Consider the following 18,980-nt stretch of genomic DNA (forward strand, 5'->3'; position numbering starts at 1 on the left):
ATCAGCTCGAAAAGATGCGGTACATAGATACCGCATTGAGTGTAATGTATCGCCTTACACTCGCTTCATGATCAAATCCTTTCAGCACAAAGGCCTTCGCGGCTTCTATGAAACCGGTTCGACTCGCGGGATTCGTGCCGATCACGCTAAACGGCTGTCGCGCATGCTGCAGTTCATGGATCGGGCCGCCGTTCCGGGGGATCTGGATCTTCCCGGTTGGCGTCTGCATCCACTGAAAGGGGAGCTTTGCGAATACTGGTCACTCAGTGTGTCCGGGAACTGGCGGGTTATCTTTCGATTTGCAGGGTCGGATATCGAACTGGTTGATTATCTGGATTACCACTGACAGGAGGCAGGCTCATGCCCATGCACAACCCGCCACACCCCGGTGAAACGCTGCTGATGGATGTATTGCCGGAGCTTGGTATCAGCGTCACCGAATTGGCTCGGCATCTTGGATTCGCTCGTCCCCACCTTTCTCGTGTCCTGCACGGGCATGCGCCGATCAGCCCGGATCTGGCCGTCCGTCTGGAACGCGCGGGGATTGGCAAGGCTCGTATGTGGCTAGGCGTTCAAACCGATTACGACCTTTGGCAAGCCGAGCACCGTGAGCAGCCAGCCATTCAACCAATCGCTGCTCACGCCTGACGCTCTCAGGCCAATAACTCCCCCGCCACCTTCGCTCTGACGGCCTTGCCCGCCAGTTGCTCGACCAGTGTCAGGGCGAACGCCAGTGCTGCGCCGGAACCCTGGGCGGTGATGCAATTGCCGTCGACCACCACCGGTTGATCGACAAACGTGCAACCGGAGAGGTTATGGCTGGTGGCGGGCAGGCAGGTCATGCGGCGTTGACGCAATACACCGAAGCTTTGCAGCGCGATCGCCGGAGCTTCGGCGATCGCGGCGAACAGGCGTCCGGCGCTGGCCTGATCCTTGAGCAATTGTTGCAAGGGCTGGTGGGCGGCAAGGTGTTGTGCGCCGACCGCGCCACCGGGCAGGACGATCAGGTCGAAGGTCTGGGCCAGCACATCAATGAGCATGCCGTCGGCAGTCAGGCGCGTGCCTCGGGCACAGGTCAGCATGCGCCGGCCCTCGATGCTGGCCGCCATCACTTCGATATCGGCCCGGCGCAGCACGTCGATCAGGGTTACGCATTGCAGATCATCGATGCCCTCGGCGAGGGTAATCAGGGCTCTAAAGGTCATGGGCGCCATCCGCTGGGAGATCTTTAAAGCGTAGTCAGCTTTGCCCTGCCTTGGTCGGCGACAGCCGTTACTTGATGTAAAGCTGGGTCGACATCGTGTTGCGCGGGGCGTTGATCGACGTGTTGCTGAAGGTAAAGGTGCCTTCCTGACGGGCTGCCAGATCGAAGGTGTACAGCGAACCGACGGTTTTCGCACCTGGCGTACATTCGGTCAGGTTGCCGTTATCAAAAGCACAGACCGGGCTCCGGGTGCCGTTCACTTCGAAACCGTCCAGCGCTGCCTGAGGCTGGCTCTGGCCGTAGCCGATTTCCAGCACATAGACCTTGATGCCCGGCGCGCTGTGATCGCAACGGGTCTGCACCTGGCCATCGGTAATGTCTTCGAGCCCGCAGGACGACGACTGAACCTTGATGACTTTCACCTCGCTCAATGGCGGCGCCGATGCCGCAAGTGCCGCCGATGCACCGGCCAGCAGCAAGGCCATCAATCCAGCGCTCTTCATCCAACCCTTGGTCATGCGATCCATCCCCGAAAAAACAGCGCGCAGTATGGCGTACTTGGCCGTGGTGCAAAACTTCGCCGACGATCGACACCAACATCCGCCATCTTCCTCACGCTGCTGGTATGATGCGCGGCTTTTTCCGGCCCACCACAATTTTCCAGGCGCTTGCGACGGTCTGTGCTTTGCTGTTGAGGTCGATACATTCACGGCGCCACGCGCGCCACGGGGAGCAGACATGCTGGAAAGGCTGTTTCAACTCAAGGCACACAACACCAACGTGCGGACCGAGATTCTGGCGGGCGTCACGACCTTCCTGGCCATGGCCTACATTCTGTTCGTCAACCCGAGCATCCTCGGCGAGACCGGCATGGACAAAGGCGCGGTGTTCGTCGCCACGTGTCTGGCAGCCGCCATCGGCTCCACGGTCATGGGCCTGATCGCCAACTACCCGATCGCCCTTGCGCCAGGCATGGGTCTGAACGCCTTCTTTACCTACACCGTCGTGCTGCACATGGGCCATACCTGGCAAGTGGCGCTGGGCGCGGTGTTCATTTCGGCCGTGTGCTTCTTCCTGCTGTCGATCTTCCGCATCCGTGAATGGATCATCAACAGCATTCCGCTGCCGCTACGTTCGGCGATTGCCGCCGGTATCGGCCTGTTCCTGGCGCTGATCGCCCTGCACAACGCCGGCATCGTGGTCGGCAACCCGGCGACCATGGTCGGCCTCGGTGACCTGAAACAACCGGCCCCGATCCTCGCCACCCTCGGTTTTGCCCTGATCGTTGCCCTTGAAGCGCTGAAAGTGCGCGGCGCGGTGCTGATCGGCATTCTGGTGGTGACCATCGTCTCGATCGTAATGGGCTTCACCCCGTTCGGCGGCGTGACTTCGATGCCACCTTCGCTGGCCCCGACGTTCCTGCAACTGGACATCAAGGGTGCGCTGGACATCGGTCTGGTCAGCGTGATTTTCGCCTTCCTGTTTGTCGACCTGTTCGACAACTCCGGCACCCTGATCGGTGTCGCCAAGCGTGCCGGCCTGATGGGCAAGGACGGCCACATGCCGAAAATGGGCCGTGCGCTGATCGCCGACAGTACCGCTGCGATGGCCGGCTCGCTGCTGGGCACCTCGACCACCACCAGCTACATCGAATCCGCTGCGGGCGTGAGTGCCGGCGGCCGCACCGGCCTGACCGCCATCGTCGTCGCGATACTGTTCCTGCTGGCGCTGTTCTTCTCGCCACTGGCCGCCAGCGTACCGGCGTTTGCCACCGCGCCGGCGCTGCTGTTCGTCGCCGTGCTGATGACTTCGGGCCTGGCGGAAATAGACTGGGAAGACATCACCGTCGCCGCGCCAGTCGTGGTCACCGCCCTGGCGATGCCTTTCACCTATTCCATCGCCAACGGCATCGCCTTCGGCTTCATCGCCTGGACTGCGATCAAACTGCTGTCCGGCCGCGCCCGTGAGCTGAACCCGGCGCTGGTGATCCTGTCGATTCTGTTCGTGATCAAGCTGGGTTGGTTCAACGCATGACTTTTGATTCCCAGGCCTACGCCGCACAACTCGAAGACAAGGTCACGCGCCTGCGTGACCTGCTGGCCCCGTTCGATGCGCCGGAGCCAACGGTGTTCGATTCGCCGCTGCAGAACTTCCGCCTGCGCGCCGAATTCCGCCTGTGGCGCGAGGGCGGTGAGCGGCATTACGCGATGTTTTCCCAGGACGACAAACGCACGCCGATCCTCATCGAAGAGTTCCCGATCGCCAGCCTGCGCATCAACCAGTTGATGCCGCAATTGAAAGCGGCCTGGCAGGCCAGTGCAGCGCTGAGCCACAAGCTGTTTCAGGTGGAGTTTCTGACCACCCTGGCCGGCGACGCGATGATCACCCTGTGCTACCACCGTCCACTGGACGAACACTGGCACGCGGCGGCCACCAAGCTCTCGGCGGACCTGGGCGTCAGCATCATCGGTCGCTCCAAGGGCAAGCGCGAAGTGCTCGGCCTCGATTACGTGGTCGAGAAACTCGACGTCGGCGGTCGCACCTTCAGCTATCGCCAGCCGGAAGGTGCGTTCACCCAGCCCAACGGCACCGTGAATCAGAAAATGCTCAACTGGGCATATGAAGCACTGGGCGATCGCAGCGACGATCTGCTGGAGCTGTATTGCGGCAACGGCAACTTCACACTGCCGCTGGCAACACGCGTGCGCAAAGTGCTGGCCACCGAAATCAGCAAGACCTCGGTCAACGCTGCGTTGAGCAACCTGGCTGAAAACGCTGTGGACAACGTTACGCTGGTGCGCCTGTCCGCCGAAGAGCTGACCGAAGCCCTGAACGAAGTTCGTCCGTTCCGTCGCCTGCACGGCATCGACCTGAAAAGCTACGAGTTCGGCAGCGTGTTCGTCGACCCGCCACGGGCCGGCATGGATCCGGACACCTGCGAGCTGACCCGTCGCTTCGACAACATCCTGTACATTTCCTGCAACCCGGAGACCCTGGCGGCCAACATCGCCCAGTTGCACGACACGCACCGCATCACTCGCTGCGCGCTGTTCGACCAGTTCCCGTGGACTCACCACATGGAATCCGGTGTGCTGCTGACCCGGCGTTGATCGCAGGTGCCAGATACGAGAAAGCCGTCCTCATCGACGGCTTTTTTGTACCTGCTCACGGCACCGGATCGATCTTGCGCGGGCGCCCGCCCTTCCTGCCGTTGGCCCGTGCGGCTTCAGCTTTCGCGGTGCTGCTCTGGCGGCCATTACGGGAGGCGATCACCGAAGCGGCCATGGCCATCAATGGCTGACTGGCGGAGATCATGCCGGCGATGGAAACCTGCAGGTCCTTGCCGTCGTGGCAAAGGGCGGTGCCGGCGAAGCCTACGTTCAACCCGCTGAAGTCTTCGGGTTCGAAATCATCGAACTCACGGTAGAGATTCACTGGCAGCAGCACGCCACTGTCGTCCTCGAAGCGAATCACCAGACACGGTTTCTCAAAGGCCACCGACACGGCTTGCAGGCTGCTGCGTCGGCGCACGCCACCACGGTCGACCGCTTCGTCCAGACGTTTTTCGGTGACGGGCCGATCCGCGTGCAGCGTGGCTTTGACTGTTTTCATAATTCTATTTCCACTCCTTCGTTGGCGCCGACCAGGGCCAACAGGGTTTTGTTGACCTCAGCCTCGTAATGCGCCGATCCGATCCTGAAACTCGTGCTGGTGACCTCCCGCAGCACCGCCACCTGATTCGACTGCCCGTCCCACCACTGATTGTCGAGGCAGGCGGTGCGCAATCGAGTCCACCAGATCCAGCGCGCCCGCCGCAGATGATCGGTTTCACGCAGCGACTGGCGCAGCCCTTCAAGCAGGCTGACCGGCGGTCGATGCGACAACGGCACCACATCCCACAGTTCAACGCCGTTGTGCCAGAAACTGAATTTGAAGCGGGCGCTCCAGGCGCCCGCATCCACATGTGCGTGGGGCGGACAATGTTCGTCATGCAACATGATCACCACTGACAGTCCTTTGTAACTGCATACCTTCATGCTACCCATCCGTTAGGTTTAAAAGTTTCAACACTTGCCATTCCCTGGCAAATCCGACCACCGGCGCCCAGGCCTGCGGCAGCCGCTACCTTTCGAGCCTAGTGCGGGAGCCGCAAAAGCCCCGCGCAAAATGGTAAGCAGTTCTTTCGCAGCGACCGCGTATTTGCTACATACGAAGACTCATTCCCCGGTGTAATCAATCATGCAGCGACACTTCGACGATCTTCAGCTGGGCAGCATCGAGTTGTTTTGCCTGGCCGCCGAGTGCGGCAGTTTCACCGGTGCGGCGCAGGCGGCTTCGGTGACGCCGGCAGCGGTGAGCCGCTCGGTATCACGCATGGAAGAACGCCTGGGCGTGCGGTTGTTCGCGCGCACCACCCGCAGCGTAAAACTGACCGACAGCGGCCGGCGCTATTACGAAGAATGCCGTCAGGCGCTGGCGCAACTGGTGGAGGCGCAACGGGAAGTCATGGGCCGACAGCAGGAACCGTCCGGCACCCTGCGTATCAGTATTCCTACGACCTACGCCCATCACCGGATCCTGCCGCTGCTGCCTGCCTTTCGTGCGCGATTCCCGCAGGTGAAAGTCGACATGCACATCAGCAATCGCAACATCGACTTCGTCGGCGAGGGTTACGACATGGCGATCCGTGTGCGAGCGATTCCGGACTCAGGCCTGATCGCCCGCCATCTGGAAGACGCGGCGCTGGTGATGGTCGCCAGCCCCGACTACCTGAAACGTGCCGGCACGCCGCAGACCCTCGAAGACCTTGAACAGCACGAATGCATCCAGTACGAACTGCCCAGTAGCGGGCGGCGGATCACCTGGCTGTTTTACGACGAAGACGCGCCACGGGAAATCCTCGCCGAGGGCAATTTCTGCTGCTCGGACGATGTGCTCGGTGGCGTGACCCTGGCCAGGCACGGTGCCGGGTTGTTCCAGACCTATCGCTTTATCGTCGAAAAGGAACTGGCCGACGGCTCGCTGATTGAAGTGCTCAAACCCTACAGCGGACGCTCGCGACCATTCACCTTGCTGTACCCGCAGAATCGCCACATGCCGCTGCGTGTCAGGGCTTTCATCGATTTTCTGGTCGAGCAGTTGCCGAACTGAATCTCGCCTGTGTGCGATCACCGCACACAAAACCGGGCTGTCGATGCAGAGCAATTGATTAAAGTAACCATCTAGTACAATTTAACTCCACAGGTCGAAAACTCGGCCCAAGCCAAAAACAATAAGTGGAGTTTGCCTCATGCCCCCTATCGTTCTGGTGCTCAACGGCCCGAACCTGAACCTGCTCGGCACCCGTGAACCGGCGACCTACGGTCACGAAACCCTGGCCGATATCTCAGCCCTGTGCGGGCGCGCCGCTGAAGAGTTCGGCCTGGCCGTGGAGTTTCGCCAGACCAACCACGAAGGCGAACTGCTCGACTGGATTCACGGCGCCCGCCAGCGCTGCGCCGGCATCGTCATCAACCCGGCCGCCTGGACACACACTTCGGTCGCGATCCGCGACGCCCTGGTTGCCAGCGAATTGCCGGTGATCGAAGTGCACCTGTCCAACGTCCACGCCCGCGAGCCGTTCCGTCATCACTCGTTCGTCTCGGCCATCGCCACGGCGGTGATGTGCGGCTTCGGCAGCCACGGCTATCGCCTGGCCCTGGAACATTTCAGCCAGCGGCTGAAGGGGCGATCCGCATGAATCGCAACAACGTGATACTCGCCGGACTGATCGGCGCCGGCATCCAGGCCTCCCGCACCCCGGCCCTGCATGAGCATGAGGGCGACGAACAGGGCCTGCGTTACCTGTACCGGCTGATCGATCTCGATCAACTGCAACTGGACAGCAACGCCCTGCCCGACCTGCTGCTGGCCGCCGAGCGGATGAACTACACCGGGCTGAACATCACCTTCCCTTGCAAGCAGGCAATCATCCCGCTGCTCGATGAATTGTCCCCGGAAGCCCGAGGCATCGGTGCCGTGAACACGGTGGTGCTGAAGGACGGCAAGCGCGTCGGCCACAACACCGATTGCCTGGGTTTCGCCGAAGGTTTTCGTCGCGGCCTGCCAGACGTCGCCCGCGAACGTGTAGTCCAGATGGGCGCTGGTGGCGCAGGCGCGGCAGTGGCCCACGCCTTGTTGAGCGAAGGCGTACAGCAACTGAGCATTTTTGATGTGGACATGGAGCGCGCCGAATGTCTGGCCGACAACCTCAACCAGCATTTGGGTGCCGGTCGAGCCGTGGCCGGACATGATCTGGCGAGCACGTTGAGTCGGGCCGACGGCCTGGTAAACACCACGCCGATGGGCATGGCCAAATTACCCGGCATGCCCGTGCCGGCGGCATTGTTGCGACCCGAGTTGTGGGTAGCGGAGATCGTGTATTTCCCGCTGGAAACCGAACTGCTGCGCAACGCCCGCGCCCTGGGTTGCCGAACCCTGGATGGCGGCAACATGGCGGTGTTTCAGGCAGTGAAGGCGTTTGAGTTGTTCAGCGGCAGGGTGCCGGATGCGCAACGGATGCTCGCGCATTTTCAAAGCATGAAAGGTTGAATCGCACCTCTGCTCCCTGTGGGAGCGAGCTTGCTCGCGAACGCTTACCGTCAGCCAATAAATGTGCTGTCTGACACACCGCTTTCGCGAGCAAGCTCGCTCCCACAAAGGGCGCCGTCACGCCTGCAAGTAGCGCAGTACCGATTCGCAAATCATCTCGCGATGACGCTGCTTGATGCTTTCGTCCGGCAGGTCGATCTGAAAGATCTCACCGAACGTGTGACGGTTCGACACGCGATAGAAGCAGAACGAACTGATCAACAGATGCACGTCCAGCGCGTCGAGCCCGGCGCGGAAAACCCCTTCTTCAGCACCACGGCGCAGAATCTCGCCCAGGGAATCGAGGATGGTGTTGTTCATCGCCTTGATTGCGTCGGAACGCTTCACGTACTCGGCGTTGTGGATGTTTTCGATGCTGACGATCCGCACGAAATCGACGTTGCGATCGTGGTGATCGAAGGTGAATTCCACCAGGCGCCGGATCGCCTCCACCGGCTGCAGCTCGGCCAGGTGCAGGCGGTTTTCGGTGTTGCGGATATCGCCGTAGAGCTTCTCCAGCACCTCGACATACAACTGCTCCTTGCTGCCGAAGTAGTAATAGATCATGCGTTTGGAGGTGTGGATGCGCTCGGCGATCGCGTCCACGCGAGCACCGGACAGCCCCTGCTGGACGAACTCGACGATCGCCTCCTGGAGGATGTTCTCGCGGGTTTTTTCCGGGTTGTTCTTGCGACTCTTGCGCGGCTCTACCGCTGATGAAACGGGGGCTGCGGAAAGTTCTGAAGTCATTGTCATTGCGGGCTCACGGCCATCACTGCACAGGCTGGCGATTATGGGCCGCGCGGCACAGTGAAGGAAGCCGCGCGACCCGGGTTTAATCCCGCGTTTACGAATTTCCTACAACTTCGCCTGGCGAACTGCGCCACTGCGTGATTTGGCCATCGCCGCCAACCGCACCGCAACGTTGGCCGCGCCGTAACCGGCATAACCGTTCTTGCGCTGGATGATCTCGAAGAAGAAGCGCCCTTCGAACGGCTCGGTATAGACGTGAAACAACTCGCCACCCTGAGCGTCGCGGTCATACAGCACGTTGTAGTACGCCAGCTCGCTGAGGAATTCGTCATCGAAATCGAAACGCGCCGCGAGGTCGTCGTAATAGTTCAGCGGGATGTCCAGCAGCGGCACCCCCGCCTCTTTCGCCCGGCTGACTTCGGCGAAGATATCGTCGCAATCGAAGGCGATGTGATGCACCCCGGAGCCGCGATAACTCGACAGCGCGTGTGAGATCGCCGTGTTGCGGTTCTCGGAAATGTTCAGCGGCAGACGGATCGAACTGTCGCGGCTGCGCAGCGCGCGACTCTTCACCAGCCCGTACGGATCCGGCAGCACCACTTCGTCATCGGCCTCGAAATCCAGCAGGCTCTTGTAGAACAGCACCCAACTGTCGAGGCTGTCTGCAGGCAGCGCCATGGCCATGTGATCGATGCGCTTGAGGCCGCCACGCGCCACTGCATCCGGCAGCAGATTGAAGTCGGTGCCATAGACATCCGCCTCCTGATCCACCAGATAAATCAGGCTGCCGTCCGGCGCACGCACCGCCGCCAGTTCCAGCTCGTTGGGGCCGACCAGTCCGCGATATGGCTGACCTTTATAGGCGACAGCGCGGGCCAGCGCGCTGGCGCTGTCCTTGACCCGCACGGCAGTGGCGCACAGCGACGGGCCGTGAGCCTCGAAAAAACTGTGGCCGAACGAATAGGGTTCGGAGTTGAGGATCAGGTTGATATCGCCCTGACGCAACAGGCTGACGCTCTTGGAGCGATGCTGGCCGGCCTTGACGAAACCCAGCCGTTCCAGCCAGTTCGACAGCTTGGCGCCGAGGGCTTCGTCGACGGCGAACTCCAGAAACTCGATGCCGTTGTATTCGCTGGCCTTCGGCGTTTCGAAGAGGATGTCGCGGTTATCCACAGGACGGATTTCCTGCTCCAGACGCTGGCGGGTTTTCTCCTCCAGGTACAGCAGCGAACGCAGACCGTCGGCCGCGTTGGCCCGAGGCGGCGCGGCACGGAAGCCGTCGTTGAAGATTTCCAGCGACAGCGGCCCGGTGTAGCCGCTCTGGATGATGGGTGCGAGGAAGCCCGGCAGATCAAACTCGCCCTGCCCCGGAAAGCAGCGGAAATGCCGGCTCCACTCCAGTACGTCCATCGCCAGGATCGGCGCGTCGGCCATTTGCACGAAGAAAATCTTGTTGCCGGGAATCTCGGCAATCGCCCGTGGATCGCCCTTGAGCGACAGTGTGTGGAAGCTGTCGAGCAACACGCCGAGGGCCGGATGATCAGCCTGACGCACGATGTCCCAGACCTGTTGATAAGTGTTCACATGACGGCCCCAGGCCAGCGCTTCATAACCGATGCGCAGACCACGAGCGCCGGCGCGCTCGGCCAGCAGACGCAGGTCGTCGATGAGGATCTGTTGATCGCCGATACTGTCGGGGGAGGCATTGCTGCAGACCAGCACCAGGTCGGTGCCCAGTTCCTGCATCAGGTCGAACTTGCGCTCGGCCCGCTCCAGATTGCGCTCCAGACGATCGCGGCGGCAGCCTTCGAAATCGCGGAACGGCTGGAACAGGGTGATGGCGATTCCAAGGTCGGCGCACATCTGCCGGATTTCCCGGGGACTGCCGTCGTAATACAGAAGATCGTTCTCGAAAATCTCCACCCCGTCGAACCCGGCGGCGGCAATGGCTTCGAGCTTTTCCGGCAGGGTTCCGCTCAAGGAGACGGTGGCAATGGATCGCTGCATGTTTCAACTCCCGGTGGAGACGTCGGCTACGGAAATTGCGCCGCTTTTATAGAGTGAGCGAATTATTGGTCCCGGTTTTTCATTGAGCAATTTAAACTGTACTACCCGGTTAGTTTTGCGTGCGATTATCGAACACAATGCCGGTTTGGCGAATTGACGATTTTTCGTCCACTGCCCAACATCCGTCTCACCTTGAGTCCGGAACTGAACCACCGGTCGCAGCGTGCACAACAAAAGCACACCAAATAACAAATCCAAAAACGGGTGGAACACATGATTCCTTCACAGACTTCCCGCATGGCTCCGGCCATGAGCACTGCCACGGGTGGCATCGGCGACAAGATCCGCGGCGCCATGGCCGTCGGCAAGACCCGTTGGGGCATGCTGGCGCTGGTGTTTTTCGCCACCACCCTGAACTACATCGACCGCGCCGCCCTCGGCGTCATGCAGCCGATCCTCGCCAAGGAAATGAGCTGGACGGCGATGGACTACGCCAACATCAACTTCTGGTTTCAGGTCGGCTACGCGATCGGCTTCGTGCTGCAGGGACGGCTGATCGACCGGGTCGGCGTCAAACGCGTGTTCTTCTGCGCGGTGCTGCTCTGGAGCCTGGCCACCGGCGCCCATGGTCTGGCGACCTCGGCGGTGGGCTTCATGGTCTGCCGGTTCATCCTCGGCCTGACCGAAGCGGCCAACTACCCGGCCTGTGTGAAGACCACGCGCCTGTGGTTCCCGGCCGGCGAGCGCGCCGTGGCCACCGGCATCTTCAACGCCGGCACCAACGTCGGCGCGATGTTTACCCCGATGCTGCTGCCACTGATCCTTCGCGTGTGGGGCTGGCAGGCCGCATTCCTGTGCATGTCGGCACTGGGCGGGATCTGGCTGCTGTTCTGGGGCCTGAAGTATTTCAATCCGGAAGATCACCCGAGCGTGAAGCAGTCGGAGCTGGACTACATTCAGAAAGAAGTCGAACCGGAACAGGCCCGCGTACCGTTCTCGCGAATCCTGCGCATGCGCGGCACCTGGGCCTTCGCCCTCGCCTACGCGCTGACCGCGCCGGTGTTCTGGTTCTACCTGTACTGGCTGCCGCCGTTTCTCAATCAGCAATACAACCTGGGCATCAACGTCACCCAGATGGGCATTCCGCTGATCATCATCTACGTGACAGCCGACTTCGGCAGCGTGGGCGGCGGGATTCTGTCTTCGTTCCTGATCGGTCGCGGCATGAACTCGATCAAGGCGCGGCTGCTGTCGATGTTCCTGTTCGCCTGCTGCATCATCGGCGTGGTGATGGCTGCCGGATCCGCCAACCTGTGGATCGCCGTCGCCGCCATCTCCCTGGCCATCGGCGCGCATCAGGCCTGGACTGCCAACATCTGGAGCCTGGTGATGGACTACACGCCCAAGCACATGATGAGCACGGTCTTCGGTTTCGGCGGCATGTGCGCGGCGATCGGCGGGATGTTCATGACCCAGATCGTCGGCCACATCCTGACCGTCACCAACAACAACTACACCGTGTTGTTCACCCTGATCCCGGCGATGTACTTCATTGCCCTGACCTGGATGTACTTCGTGGCACCGCGCAAGATTCCTACCGTTACCGAGTAACCTGCCCTTCCTTGTGGGAGCGAGCTTGCTCGCGAATGCGGACTGACATTCAGCACTGACGTTGAATGACACACCGCCTTCGTGAGCAAGCTCACTCCCACAGTGTTTTTCAGCGCCGGCTCTGCTGCCACGCTGCCGCCAGTCCGCTGCAACAGATCACCGCAATCCCGATCACCGTCATCAGGGTCGGCGTGTGCGCAAACAGCAACCAGCCCAACAACCCCGCGAACACGATCTGGCAATAACCGAACGGTGCCAGCAGCGCCGGCGCGGCATGGCGGAACGCCTGGGTCAGAAACAGGTGTGCGGTCATCCCGCAACTGCCCAGCGCCAGCATCAACAATCCGTGCCCCAGGCTTGGCACCTGCCAGAAGAACGGCACCAGCGCACTCATCACCAGCGTGTTGCACAACCCGGCGAAAAAATTACTGGTGGTCGGGCTGTCGACTTCCGAGAGTTTGCGGGTGAGCAACTGATAGAAGCAGAAAAACAGCGCCGAACAGAACGGCAAGAGAATCGCCGGAGTAAACAAGTCACCGCCCGGATGGACGATGATCAGCACACCGATGAACCCGCACACCACCGCGATCCACTGACCGCCCGTCACCCTTTCCTTGAGCAGCGGTACCGACAGCGCCGTCACCAGCACCGGCGCAAGAAAGTTGACTGCCGTAGCCTCGGCCAGCGGGATGTACAGCAACGCCGTGGTGAAAAACAGGCTGGTGCCCAACAGGCACAACGCCCGCGCCAACTGCCATAACGGGCGTTTGGTGCGCAGCACACGCAGCCCGGACTGCGGCAGGAAAATTCCCGCCATCAGCAGCGTGTGCACCAGATACCGCGCCCACACCACCATGACGATCGGATAAAAACCCGAAAGGTATTTCGACAGCGCGTCGTGGCTGGAGAACAGGAAGGTTGCCACGACAATCAGCAAGATCCCCTTGAAGGGTTGGTTGACACCGGAAAGCGGAGTGCTGACGGTCATTGGCTCTCTCTGAATAAAAAATAAACGGTGACGAGGACGCAGTTGCCCTCGCCCCTTGAAGCAGACTTAAAGCCGGGCCAACAATTCCCGCGTCCGGTCGATTGCCATTTGCGCCCGCTGCAAACCACTCACGCCTTGCTCCAGCAATTTGACCGTGGGAATTTCCAGGCTCAGGGGAAGGTTAGCCGCAAGACTGTGCAACAAGCCGATCAAGTCACAATCGCCCTCGCCGGGAAACCGTCGTTCATGGCGGGCCTGACGCAAGATCTCGGCCATGTCCGTCGGCCTCGGCCCGGCCACATCGCACAACTGTGCATAGCGCAGCCGCGAGACCGGCACACCGGCCAGATCTTCCAGCCGCGATCCGGAACGGTCGAAGTGAAACGCATCGATCAGCACCGCCCCATTTTCGCGCCCGGCATTGTCGACGATGCGCAACGCCTGTTCGAGATTGCGCGTATCGGTCCAGGGCATGAACTCCAGATGCGGATGCAAACCGTACGGCGCCGCCAGATCGCAGAGTGCCGCAAAATGATCGGTGAGCCGTTGTTCGTCGGGATCGTTGCCGGCGACCAGCAACTCGCTGGCACCGAACTCCGCGCCGACGCTGAGCAGCTTCTCGAAATCCGCGACCACTGTCTGCGGTTTCAAACGCAGGATTTCCACGTCGAGCACGCCAATTCCGGTGTCACGCAAACGCGCCAGCGTCTGACGCCGCAAATCGCCGTCGGCTACCAGCGCAAAGTGATATTCCTCTGGCGTCGCCGGCTCCAGACGCAGACCGACATGGCTGTACCCGGCACGGGCGGCGACCTCGACCATCTCGGGTGGCGAGAGCTCCAGCACGGTCAGGCTGGCCAGGGACAGAATTCGCTCGCTCATGGCCGCGCCTCGGCCAATCCGGGTGACGTAGCGGAGCGAATGCCGATTCGAAGGGGCGGGTTCAAGGGGAGATCCTCTTGTGATTATTGTGGGAAAAGTCACTCCCGCAACAATTTAGAACCCGGTTCCAGATTCTCCCACCCGCCCGACTGAAAAGTGGGCGAACAGCGCACAACTTTGTTTAAACGAACAACTCCGACGCCAGGCTGGCCGCCGACAGCTCCTCGGTAAACGTCAGCAACAGCGGCGCCAGTTCATGCAGCCGCGCCCCCGGCATCCGTGCGCTCGGCCCGGCGATACTGAGCACGCCAATCACCCGGCCATCGGCGGGGTGTTTCACCACGGCGGCAATCGCCGAAGTGCCCACCGCCGAACTTTCCTCTACACACGCATAGCCCTGTTCCCGGGCGACGCGCAGGCGTTCGAGCAGTTCAATATTGGAGCGCGGCGCATTGGGCCCGATATCCGCCGGCACCTCCGCACCCTGGCGCTCGACCAGCGACAACGCTTCGGCGTCGCTCATGCACGCCAGCCATGCATGGCCCGACGCGGTGTAAAACAGCGGCGCATCGCGGCCCATGTCCGGGTCGTAACGCAGGCCGATACGGGCGCCCTGGGCCTTGGCGATCCAGGTCTGGCGCTCGCCGTCGATCACCCCCAGGCGCACCAGTTCACCGGTTTCCTGAGCCAGGCGATCGAGCACTGGCTGCACAATGTCGGCCCCACTGCTGGACAGGTACTGAAAGCCCATCGCAACCAGTTTGGTCGACAGGTGATAACGCAACGTCTCCGGGTTCTGCCGCACGTAACCCAGACGGATCAGCTCGGCGAGCAGGCGGTGCGTCGCGCTCTTCGGAATATCCAGTTGATCGGCCAGTGCCTGCATCGGCAACCCGCGCGGATCACTGGTAAGGCTTTCCAGCACGCTGAAAACCCGTTCGATTTGACTGCCGGCCATGGTGCGCTCTCGGTGAAATTTCGCCGATTCTAGAAGACATCCCGAGGAATGCGAAATCTGGAGCCCGGAGTCCGATAACCGCCCACTTTGCGCGTCAGTCGGTTGATCTGCTTCGCCCGCGCTGGTTATTTTCTGGAACCTGATTCTAAAAATAATTGATTACTGGAGCCTTTCCTGATGCCTGCCCTTCCCGATATCGACTGCGACGTTCTGGTGGTTGGCTCCGGCGCCGCCGGTTTGTCAGCTGCCGTGACCGCCGCCTGGCATGGCTTGAAGGTCATCGTGGTGGAAAAGGATCCGGTGTTCGGCGGCGCCACCGCATGGTCTGGCGGCTGGGCGTGGGTGCCGTGCAATCCGCTGGCCCGGCGCGCCGGGATCGTGGAAGACGTGGAATTGCCGCGCACTTACCTACGCCACGAACTCGGCGAGCACTACGACCCGGCCATGATCGACGCCTTCCTTGAAGCCGGCCCACGCATGGTGGCGTTCTTCGAACAGCACACCGCGCTGCAATTCGCCGACGGCAACGCCATCGCCGACATCCACGGCGAAACTCCGGGCGCCGGTACCGGTGGACGTTCGGTAATTGCGGCACCCTATGACGGACGAAAGGCCGGACGCCTGCTCAAGCGTCTTCGTACAACGATGCGCGAAACTTCGTTCATGGGCATGCCGATCATGGCGGGGGCGGATCTGTCGGCGTTTCTCAATCTGACTCGCTCGTTGTCGGCGGCCTGGCACGTGACCCGACGCTTCACCCGCCATCTGCTGGACCTGGCGCTGCACGGCCGGGCGATGCAACTGGTCAACGGCGTGGCGCTGGTGGCGCGGCTGGCGAAATCCGCCGAAGACCTCGGCGTACTGCTGTGGGAATCGGCGCCGGTAACCGAACTGCTGCGCGACGAATCACGCATCACCGGCGCTCGTGTGAACACCGCAAAAGGCCCGGTCAATGTCCATACCCGCAAAGCCGTGGTGCTCGCCGCGGGCGGATTTGCCAATGACGTCGAGCGGCGCAAAGCGCTGTTTCCCCGCACGCCCACCGGCCATGAACATTGGGCGTTGCCTCCGCTGGCAGTCAATGGCGATGGCCTGCGACTGGGTGAAACCGTCGGAGGCCGGGTCAACACCGATGTGGCCTCACCAGTGGCCTGGGCGCCCGTCTCGCAAGTGCCGCATTCCGACGGCAGCATCGGCCATTTCCCACACATCATCGAACGCGGCAAACCGGGGATCATCGGCGTACTGCGCAACGGCCAGCGCTTCGTCAACGAAGCCAACGGCTATTACGACTATGTCAGCGCCATGGTCGCCGCCGCCCCCGAAGGTGAAGAGGTTGCGTCCTGGTTGATCTGCACCCGCGCCTTCCAGCGTCGCTACGGGCTCGGCATGTCTCGGCCGTTTCCGGTTCCGGTGTCAGGCTTTATCCGCAGCGGCTATCTGAAAACCGGAAATACCCTTGAGGAATTGGCTGGTGCATGCGGCATTGATCCGAACGGTTTACGCGCCACTCTCCATGACTACAACCACCATGCCCGTCACGGCGAAGATCCGCTGTTCGGTCGCGGTTCGACCCCGTACAACCGCAAACAGGGCGACCCGGCGCAAAAACCCAACCCGTGCGTGGCGCCTATCGAACAAGGCCCGTTCTACGCGGTGAAGGTGCAGCCGGGCTGCTTCGGCACCTTCGCCGGGCTCAAGGTCAATCCGCACGCGCAAGTGCTCGACGCCAATGACCTGCCTATCGCGGGGCTTTACGCGGCGGGTGGCGACATGGCCAGCATCATGGGCGGGCACTACCCGGCGGGCGGGATCAACCTCGGCCCGGCCCTGACTTTCGGTTACGTCGCAGCCCGGCACATGGCGGGCACCTGACCCGGCGAAAGAAAACCGCCGGCGAATTGAATTCCCGGCGCCCGCGCTCGTCAATAACAGGCCCGACCTCGTCACCTCGAGGCCGGGCCTTTGTGCGTGTGTGCGAATAGACGGACGACCGGACTGGCGCCACACTCACACACCAGCAACACTCATCACCACGATCAGACAGAGGATTCCCACATGCTATGGAAAAAAGGCCGACGCAGTGACAACGTCGTCGATGCCCGTGGCGATGACATGGGCGGTGGCGGCGGCATGCGCTTCGGCGGTGGCAAGGGGCTGAGCCTCGGGGCGATTCTGCTGATCGTCGGTATCGGCTGGATCACCGGGCAAGACCCGCTGCAGATCCTCGGCCAGCTCACCGGGCAGATGACCGAACAATCGGCCCCCACTTCGCAAACCCGTCAGGCACCGCCGGCCAACGATGAACAGGCCGAATTCGTGCGCTCGATCCTCGGCGACACCGAAGACACCTGGGGCGCGATCTTCCAGCAGGCTGGCCGGCAATATAAGGACCCGACTCTGGTGCTGTTCAGCAACCGGGTCAATTCCGCCTGTGGTCTGGCGACCTCGGCCACTGGCCCGTTCTATTGCCCGGCGGACCAGAAGGTCTATCTGGACATGACGTTCTTCCAGGAGATGGCCCAGCGCTTCAAGGCCGCCGGCGACTTCGCCCAGGCCTACGTGATCGCTCACGAAGTCGGACACCATGTGCAGACGCTTCTCGGCGTCTCGGCAAAAATTCAGACAGCCCGCCAGCAAGGTCGGCAGATGGAAGGTGACGGCGGTCTGCTGGTCCGTCAGGAATTGCAGGCCGATTGCCTGGCCGGAGTCTGGGCCTACAACGCTCAAAAGCGTTTGAACTGGCTGGAACCGGGCGACATCGAAGAGGCCTTGAACGCGGCGAACGCCATCGGTGATGATCGCCTGCAACAACAGGGTCAGGGCCGTGTGGTGCCGGACTCGTTTACTCACGGTACGTCGGCGCAAAGGGTGCGCTGGTTCAAAACCGGATTCGCCCAGGGCCAGGTCGGCCAGTGCGATACCTTTGCGGCGAAAAACCTGTAAATGCATAAATGGCTGTTGGCTTTACTGTTCATCGGCGGCACCGCCCAGGCGGCCGGCGTCGACGCAATCAGTCCCGGGCGCCTGCAATTGCAGGCCGGCGAAATGGCGGTGAGCATCGGCCCGGCGCCGGCCAAAATCGAGCGCGTGCTGATCGTCATTCATGGCCGTCTGCGCAACGCCGAGACCTATCGCAAAAGCGGTGAAATCGCGGCGGAACTGGCCGGGCAAACCGCCAACACCCTGGTAATCGCCCCGCAGTTTCTCAACGAAAGCGATGTGTCGCTCTACTCGTTACCCGCCAGCGTGCTGCGCTGGCAAGGCAACGACTGGATGGGCGGCGGATTATCCACAGCGCCGAAACCGCTGAGCTCCTACGCTGCACTGGACGAAATCGTCGGGCGGCTGAGCGATCGCAAGCAGTTTCCGGACGTGAAGCAGATCGTGATCTTCGGTCATTCCGGTGGCGCGCAGGTGGTGCAGCGTTATGCACTGCTGGCCCAGGAACAACCGGCGCTGAAGACCGAAGGCATTCGCTTGCGTTACGTGGTGGCCAACCCGTCGTCGTACGCCTACTTCAATGAGCAGCGCCCGGTGGCCTTCGATCATGCGAAGTGTCCGGGTTTCAACCGCTGGAAGTACGGTCTGATGGATCCGCCGATCTATTCGGGTGGGCAAACGCCCGCGCAGCTTGAAGGCCGTTACGTCAAACGCGAGGTGATTTATCTGCTGGGCCAGCAGGACACCGACCCGCAACACCCGGCGCTGGACAAGAGCTGCGCCGCCAAAGCCCAGGGGGCTTATCGACTGGAGCGCGGCAAGCTGTTTTTCGGTTACTTGCTGCGTCGTCACCCTGAAGGGGTCAATCAGCGCCTGATCGAAGTGCCCGGCGTCGGGCATGACGGCAACGGCATGCTGACCTCGCCGGAAGGCCAGAAAGCCCTATTCGAGCAATAAGTCTGGTGTGGCTTGATCTGGCCCCATCGCCGGCAAGCCAGCGATGG

The 18,980-nt window shown here is 61.6% G+C and carries 20 protein-coding genes; 11 read left to right on the forward strand and 9 right to left on the reverse strand.

All coding sequences use genetic code 11. The annotated features are described in order from the left end of the window. Nucleotides 1–67 precede the first annotated feature (67 nt). Both I5961_RS24430 and I5961_RS24435 read left to right on the forward strand, forming a co-directional pair. Nucleotides 68–346: a type II toxin-antitoxin system RelE/ParE family toxin gene (locus tag I5961_RS24430; protein WP_085697557.1), complete on the forward strand. Its 279-nt coding sequence runs from the start codon at nucleotides 68–70 to the stop codon at nucleotides 344–346. Between the two features lie 14 nt (nucleotides 347–360). Beyond that, nucleotides 361–648 carry a HigA family addiction module antitoxin gene (locus tag I5961_RS24435; protein ID WP_045121630.1) on the forward strand — a complete coding sequence of 96 codons (288 nt, stop codon included), beginning with the start codon at nucleotides 361–363 and terminating at the stop codon, nucleotides 646–648. 5 nt (nucleotides 649–653) lie between these two features. Here the strand turns inward: I5961_RS24435 and I5961_RS24440 are convergent, their stop codons facing one another. Then, complete coding sequence (locus I5961_RS24440) at nucleotides 654–1,205, reverse strand: DJ-1 family glyoxalase III (protein ID WP_227233597.1); 552 nt, start codon at nucleotides 1,203–1,205, stop codon at nucleotides 654–656. A gap of 67 nt (nucleotides 1,206–1,272) precedes the next feature. Continuing rightward, a complete protein-coding gene (locus I5961_RS24445; RefSeq protein ID WP_085732881.1) occupies nucleotides 1,273–1,722 on the reverse strand; it encodes a DUF4879 domain-containing protein in 450 nt (149 codons plus the stop codon). A 220-nt stretch (nucleotides 1,723–1,942) separates the two neighbouring features. Here I5961_RS24445 and I5961_RS24450 point away from each other — a divergent pair, with 220 nt between their 5' ends. Both I5961_RS24450 and trmA read left to right on the forward strand, forming a co-directional pair. Continuing rightward, nucleotides 1,943–3,238, forward strand: coding sequence for an NCS2 family permease (locus I5961_RS24450; protein WP_085697559.1), 1,296 nt, complete (start codon nucleotides 1,943–1,945; stop codon nucleotides 3,236–3,238). Then, entirely contained in the window at nucleotides 3,235–4,314 is a 1,080-nt protein-coding gene (gene trmA / locus I5961_RS24455; protein WP_227233599.1) for a tRNA (uridine(54)-C5)-methyltransferase TrmA, read from the forward strand. Before I5961_RS24450 ends, trmA begins: the two co-directional genes overlap by 4 nt. A gap of 55 nt (nucleotides 4,315–4,369) precedes the next feature. Here the strand turns inward: trmA and I5961_RS24460 are convergent, their stop codons facing one another. Both I5961_RS24460 and I5961_RS24465 read right to left on the reverse strand, forming a co-directional pair. Further along, entirely contained in the window at nucleotides 4,370–4,816 is a 447-nt protein-coding gene (locus I5961_RS24460; protein ID WP_085697561.1) for a hypothetical protein, read from the reverse strand. Then, nucleotides 4,813–5,241 carry a DUF4160 domain-containing protein gene (locus I5961_RS24465; RefSeq protein ID WP_227233601.1) on the reverse strand — a complete coding sequence of 143 codons (429 nt, stop codon included), beginning with the start codon at nucleotides 5,239–5,241 and terminating at the stop codon, nucleotides 4,813–4,815. The genes I5961_RS24460 and I5961_RS24465 overlap by 4 nt, the downstream gene beginning before the upstream one ends. Before the next feature lie 202 nt (nucleotides 5,242–5,443). Between I5961_RS24465 and I5961_RS24470 the strand changes: the two genes are divergently transcribed. The 3 genes from I5961_RS24470 (at nucleotide 5,444) to I5961_RS24480 (ending at nucleotide 7,795) form a co-directional block, all read left to right on the forward strand. Beyond that, the gene (locus I5961_RS24470; RefSeq protein ID WP_085703142.1) at nucleotides 5,444–6,355 is read left to right on the forward strand and encodes a LysR family transcriptional regulator; all 912 of its coding nucleotides are present in this window, start codon (nucleotides 5,444–5,446) and stop codon (nucleotides 6,353–6,355) included. 139 nt (nucleotides 6,356–6,494) lie between these two features. After that, a complete protein-coding gene (gene aroQ, locus I5961_RS24475; protein WP_064382130.1) occupies nucleotides 6,495–6,944 on the forward strand; it encodes a type II 3-dehydroquinate dehydratase in 450 nt (149 codons plus the stop codon). Further along, nucleotides 6,941–7,795, forward strand: a complete 855-nt coding sequence (locus tag I5961_RS24480) for a shikimate dehydrogenase (protein WP_227233602.1) — start codon at nucleotides 6,941–6,943, stop codon at nucleotides 7,793–7,795. The genes aroQ and I5961_RS24480 overlap by 4 nt, the downstream gene beginning before the upstream one ends. Before the next feature lie 117 nt (nucleotides 7,796–7,912). Here the strand turns inward: I5961_RS24480 and I5961_RS24485 are convergent, their stop codons facing one another. Together I5961_RS24485 and quiC are read right to left on the reverse strand one after the other, a co-directional pair. Then, a complete protein-coding gene (locus I5961_RS24485; protein ID WP_085703140.1) occupies nucleotides 7,913–8,590 on the reverse strand; it encodes a TetR family transcriptional regulator in 678 nt (225 codons plus the stop codon). Nucleotides 8,591–8,692: 102 nt separating this feature from the next. Then, nucleotides 8,693–10,594 (reverse strand): 3-dehydroshikimate dehydratase QuiC, encoded by a 1,902-nt coding sequence (quiC, locus tag I5961_RS24490; RefSeq protein WP_227233603.1) that lies wholly within the window; start codon nucleotides 10,592–10,594, stop codon nucleotides 8,693–8,695. 273 nt (nucleotides 10,595–10,867) lie between these two features. Between quiC and I5961_RS24495 the strand changes: the two genes are divergently transcribed. After that, nucleotides 10,868–12,205: an MFS transporter gene (locus I5961_RS24495; RefSeq protein ID WP_227233604.1), complete on the forward strand. Its 1,338-nt coding sequence runs from the start codon at nucleotides 10,868–10,870 to the stop codon at nucleotides 12,203–12,205. A gap of 109 nt (nucleotides 12,206–12,314) precedes the next feature. Here I5961_RS24495 and I5961_RS24500 read toward each other — a convergent pair whose 3' ends face one another. From I5961_RS24500 to I5961_RS24510, 3 genes are all read right to left on the reverse strand, one after another. Next, the gene (locus I5961_RS24500) at nucleotides 12,315–13,193 is read right to left on the reverse strand and encodes a DMT family transporter (protein WP_085703138.1); all 879 of its coding nucleotides are present in this window, start codon (nucleotides 13,191–13,193) and stop codon (nucleotides 12,315–12,317) included. Between the two features lie 66 nt (nucleotides 13,194–13,259). After that, entirely contained in the window at nucleotides 13,260–14,075 is an 816-nt protein-coding gene (locus tag I5961_RS24505) for a sugar phosphate isomerase/epimerase family protein (protein ID WP_085703137.1), read from the reverse strand. A 181-nt stretch (nucleotides 14,076–14,256) separates the two neighbouring features. Beyond that, nucleotides 14,257–15,033 carry an IclR family transcriptional regulator gene (locus I5961_RS24510; RefSeq protein ID WP_085697569.1) on the reverse strand — a complete coding sequence of 259 codons (777 nt, stop codon included), beginning with the start codon at nucleotides 15,031–15,033 and terminating at the stop codon, nucleotides 14,257–14,259. Between the two features lie 177 nt (nucleotides 15,034–15,210). Between I5961_RS24510 and I5961_RS24515 the strand changes: the two genes are divergently transcribed. From I5961_RS24515 to I5961_RS24525, 3 genes are all read left to right on the forward strand, one after another. Continuing rightward, the gene (locus I5961_RS24515) at nucleotides 15,211–16,908 is read left to right on the forward strand and encodes an FAD-dependent oxidoreductase (RefSeq protein WP_227233605.1); all 1,698 of its coding nucleotides are present in this window, start codon (nucleotides 15,211–15,213) and stop codon (nucleotides 16,906–16,908) included. Between the two features lie 183 nt (nucleotides 16,909–17,091). Next, nucleotides 17,092–17,979 carry a neutral zinc metallopeptidase gene (locus tag I5961_RS24520; protein ID WP_085697571.1) on the forward strand — a complete coding sequence of 296 codons (888 nt, stop codon included), beginning with the start codon at nucleotides 17,092–17,094 and terminating at the stop codon, nucleotides 17,977–17,979. Next, a complete protein-coding gene (locus I5961_RS24525) occupies nucleotides 17,980–18,933 on the forward strand; it encodes an alpha/beta hydrolase (RefSeq protein WP_227233606.1) in 954 nt (317 codons plus the stop codon). The last annotated feature ends 47 nt before the right edge of the window (nucleotides 18,934–18,980 follow it).

This window comes from Pseudomonas sp. IAC-BECa141 (assembly GCF_020544405.1).
In the GTDB taxonomy this organism is placed as follows: domain Bacteria; phylum Pseudomonadota; class Gammaproteobacteria; order Pseudomonadales; family Pseudomonadaceae; genus Aquipseudomonas.

Bases quoted from the DNA above. Each gene is read 5' to 3' on its own strand.
- I5961_RS24430 (WP_085697557.1), top strand. From the start codon at position 68: ATGATCAAATCCTTTCAGCACAAAGGCCTTCGCGGCTTCTATGAAACC.
- I5961_RS24435 (WP_045121630.1), top strand. From the start codon at position 361: ATGCCCATGCACAACCCGCCACACCCCGGTGAAACGCTGCTGATGGAT.
- I5961_RS24440 (WP_227233597.1), bottom strand. From the start codon at position 1,205: ATGACCTTTAGAGCCCTGATTACCCTCGCCGAGGGCATCGATGATCTG.
- I5961_RS24445 (WP_085732881.1), bottom strand. From the start codon at position 1,722: ATGACCAAGGGTTGGATGAAGAGCGCTGGATTGATGGCCTTGCTGCTG.
- I5961_RS24450 (WP_085697559.1), top strand. From the start codon at position 1,943: ATGCTGGAAAGGCTGTTTCAACTCAAGGCACACAACACCAACGTGCGG.
- trmA (WP_227233599.1), top strand. From the start codon at position 3,235: ATGACTTTTGATTCCCAGGCCTACGCCGCACAACTCGAAGACAAGGTC.
- I5961_RS24460 (WP_085697561.1), bottom strand. From the start codon at position 4,816: ATGAAAACAGTCAAAGCCACGCTGCACGCGGATCGGCCCGTCACCGAA.
- I5961_RS24465 (WP_227233601.1), bottom strand. From the start codon at position 5,241: ATGAAGGTATGCAGTTACAAAGGACTGTCAGTGGTGATCATGTTGCAT.
- I5961_RS24470 (WP_085703142.1), top strand. From the start codon at position 5,444: ATGCAGCGACACTTCGACGATCTTCAGCTGGGCAGCATCGAGTTGTTT.
- aroQ (WP_064382130.1), top strand. From the start codon at position 6,495: ATGCCCCCTATCGTTCTGGTGCTCAACGGCCCGAACCTGAACCTGCTC.
- I5961_RS24480 (WP_227233602.1), top strand. From the start codon at position 6,941: ATGAATCGCAACAACGTGATACTCGCCGGACTGATCGGCGCCGGCATC.
- I5961_RS24485 (WP_085703140.1), bottom strand. From the start codon at position 8,590: ATGACAATGACTTCAGAACTTTCCGCAGCCCCCGTTTCATCAGCGGTA.
- quiC (WP_227233603.1), bottom strand. From the start codon at position 10,594: ATGCAGCGATCCATTGCCACCGTCTCCTTGAGCGGAACCCTGCCGGAA.
- I5961_RS24495 (WP_227233604.1), top strand. From the start codon at position 10,868: ATGATTCCTTCACAGACTTCCCGCATGGCTCCGGCCATGAGCACTGCC.
- I5961_RS24500 (WP_085703138.1), bottom strand. From the start codon at position 13,193: ATGACCGTCAGCACTCCGCTTTCCGGTGTCAACCAACCCTTCAAGGGG.
- I5961_RS24505 (WP_085703137.1), bottom strand. From the start codon at position 14,075: ATGAGCGAGCGAATTCTGTCCCTGGCCAGCCTGACCGTGCTGGAGCTC.
- I5961_RS24510 (WP_085697569.1), bottom strand. From the start codon at position 15,033: ATGGCCGGCAGTCAAATCGAACGGGTTTTCAGCGTGCTGGAAAGCCTT.
- I5961_RS24515 (WP_227233605.1), top strand. From the start codon at position 15,211: ATGCCTGCCCTTCCCGATATCGACTGCGACGTTCTGGTGGTTGGCTCC.
- I5961_RS24520 (WP_085697571.1), top strand. From the start codon at position 17,092: ATGCTATGGAAAAAAGGCCGACGCAGTGACAACGTCGTCGATGCCCGT.
- I5961_RS24525 (WP_227233606.1), top strand. From the start codon at position 17,980: ATGCATAAATGGCTGTTGGCTTTACTGTTCATCGGCGGCACCGCCCAG.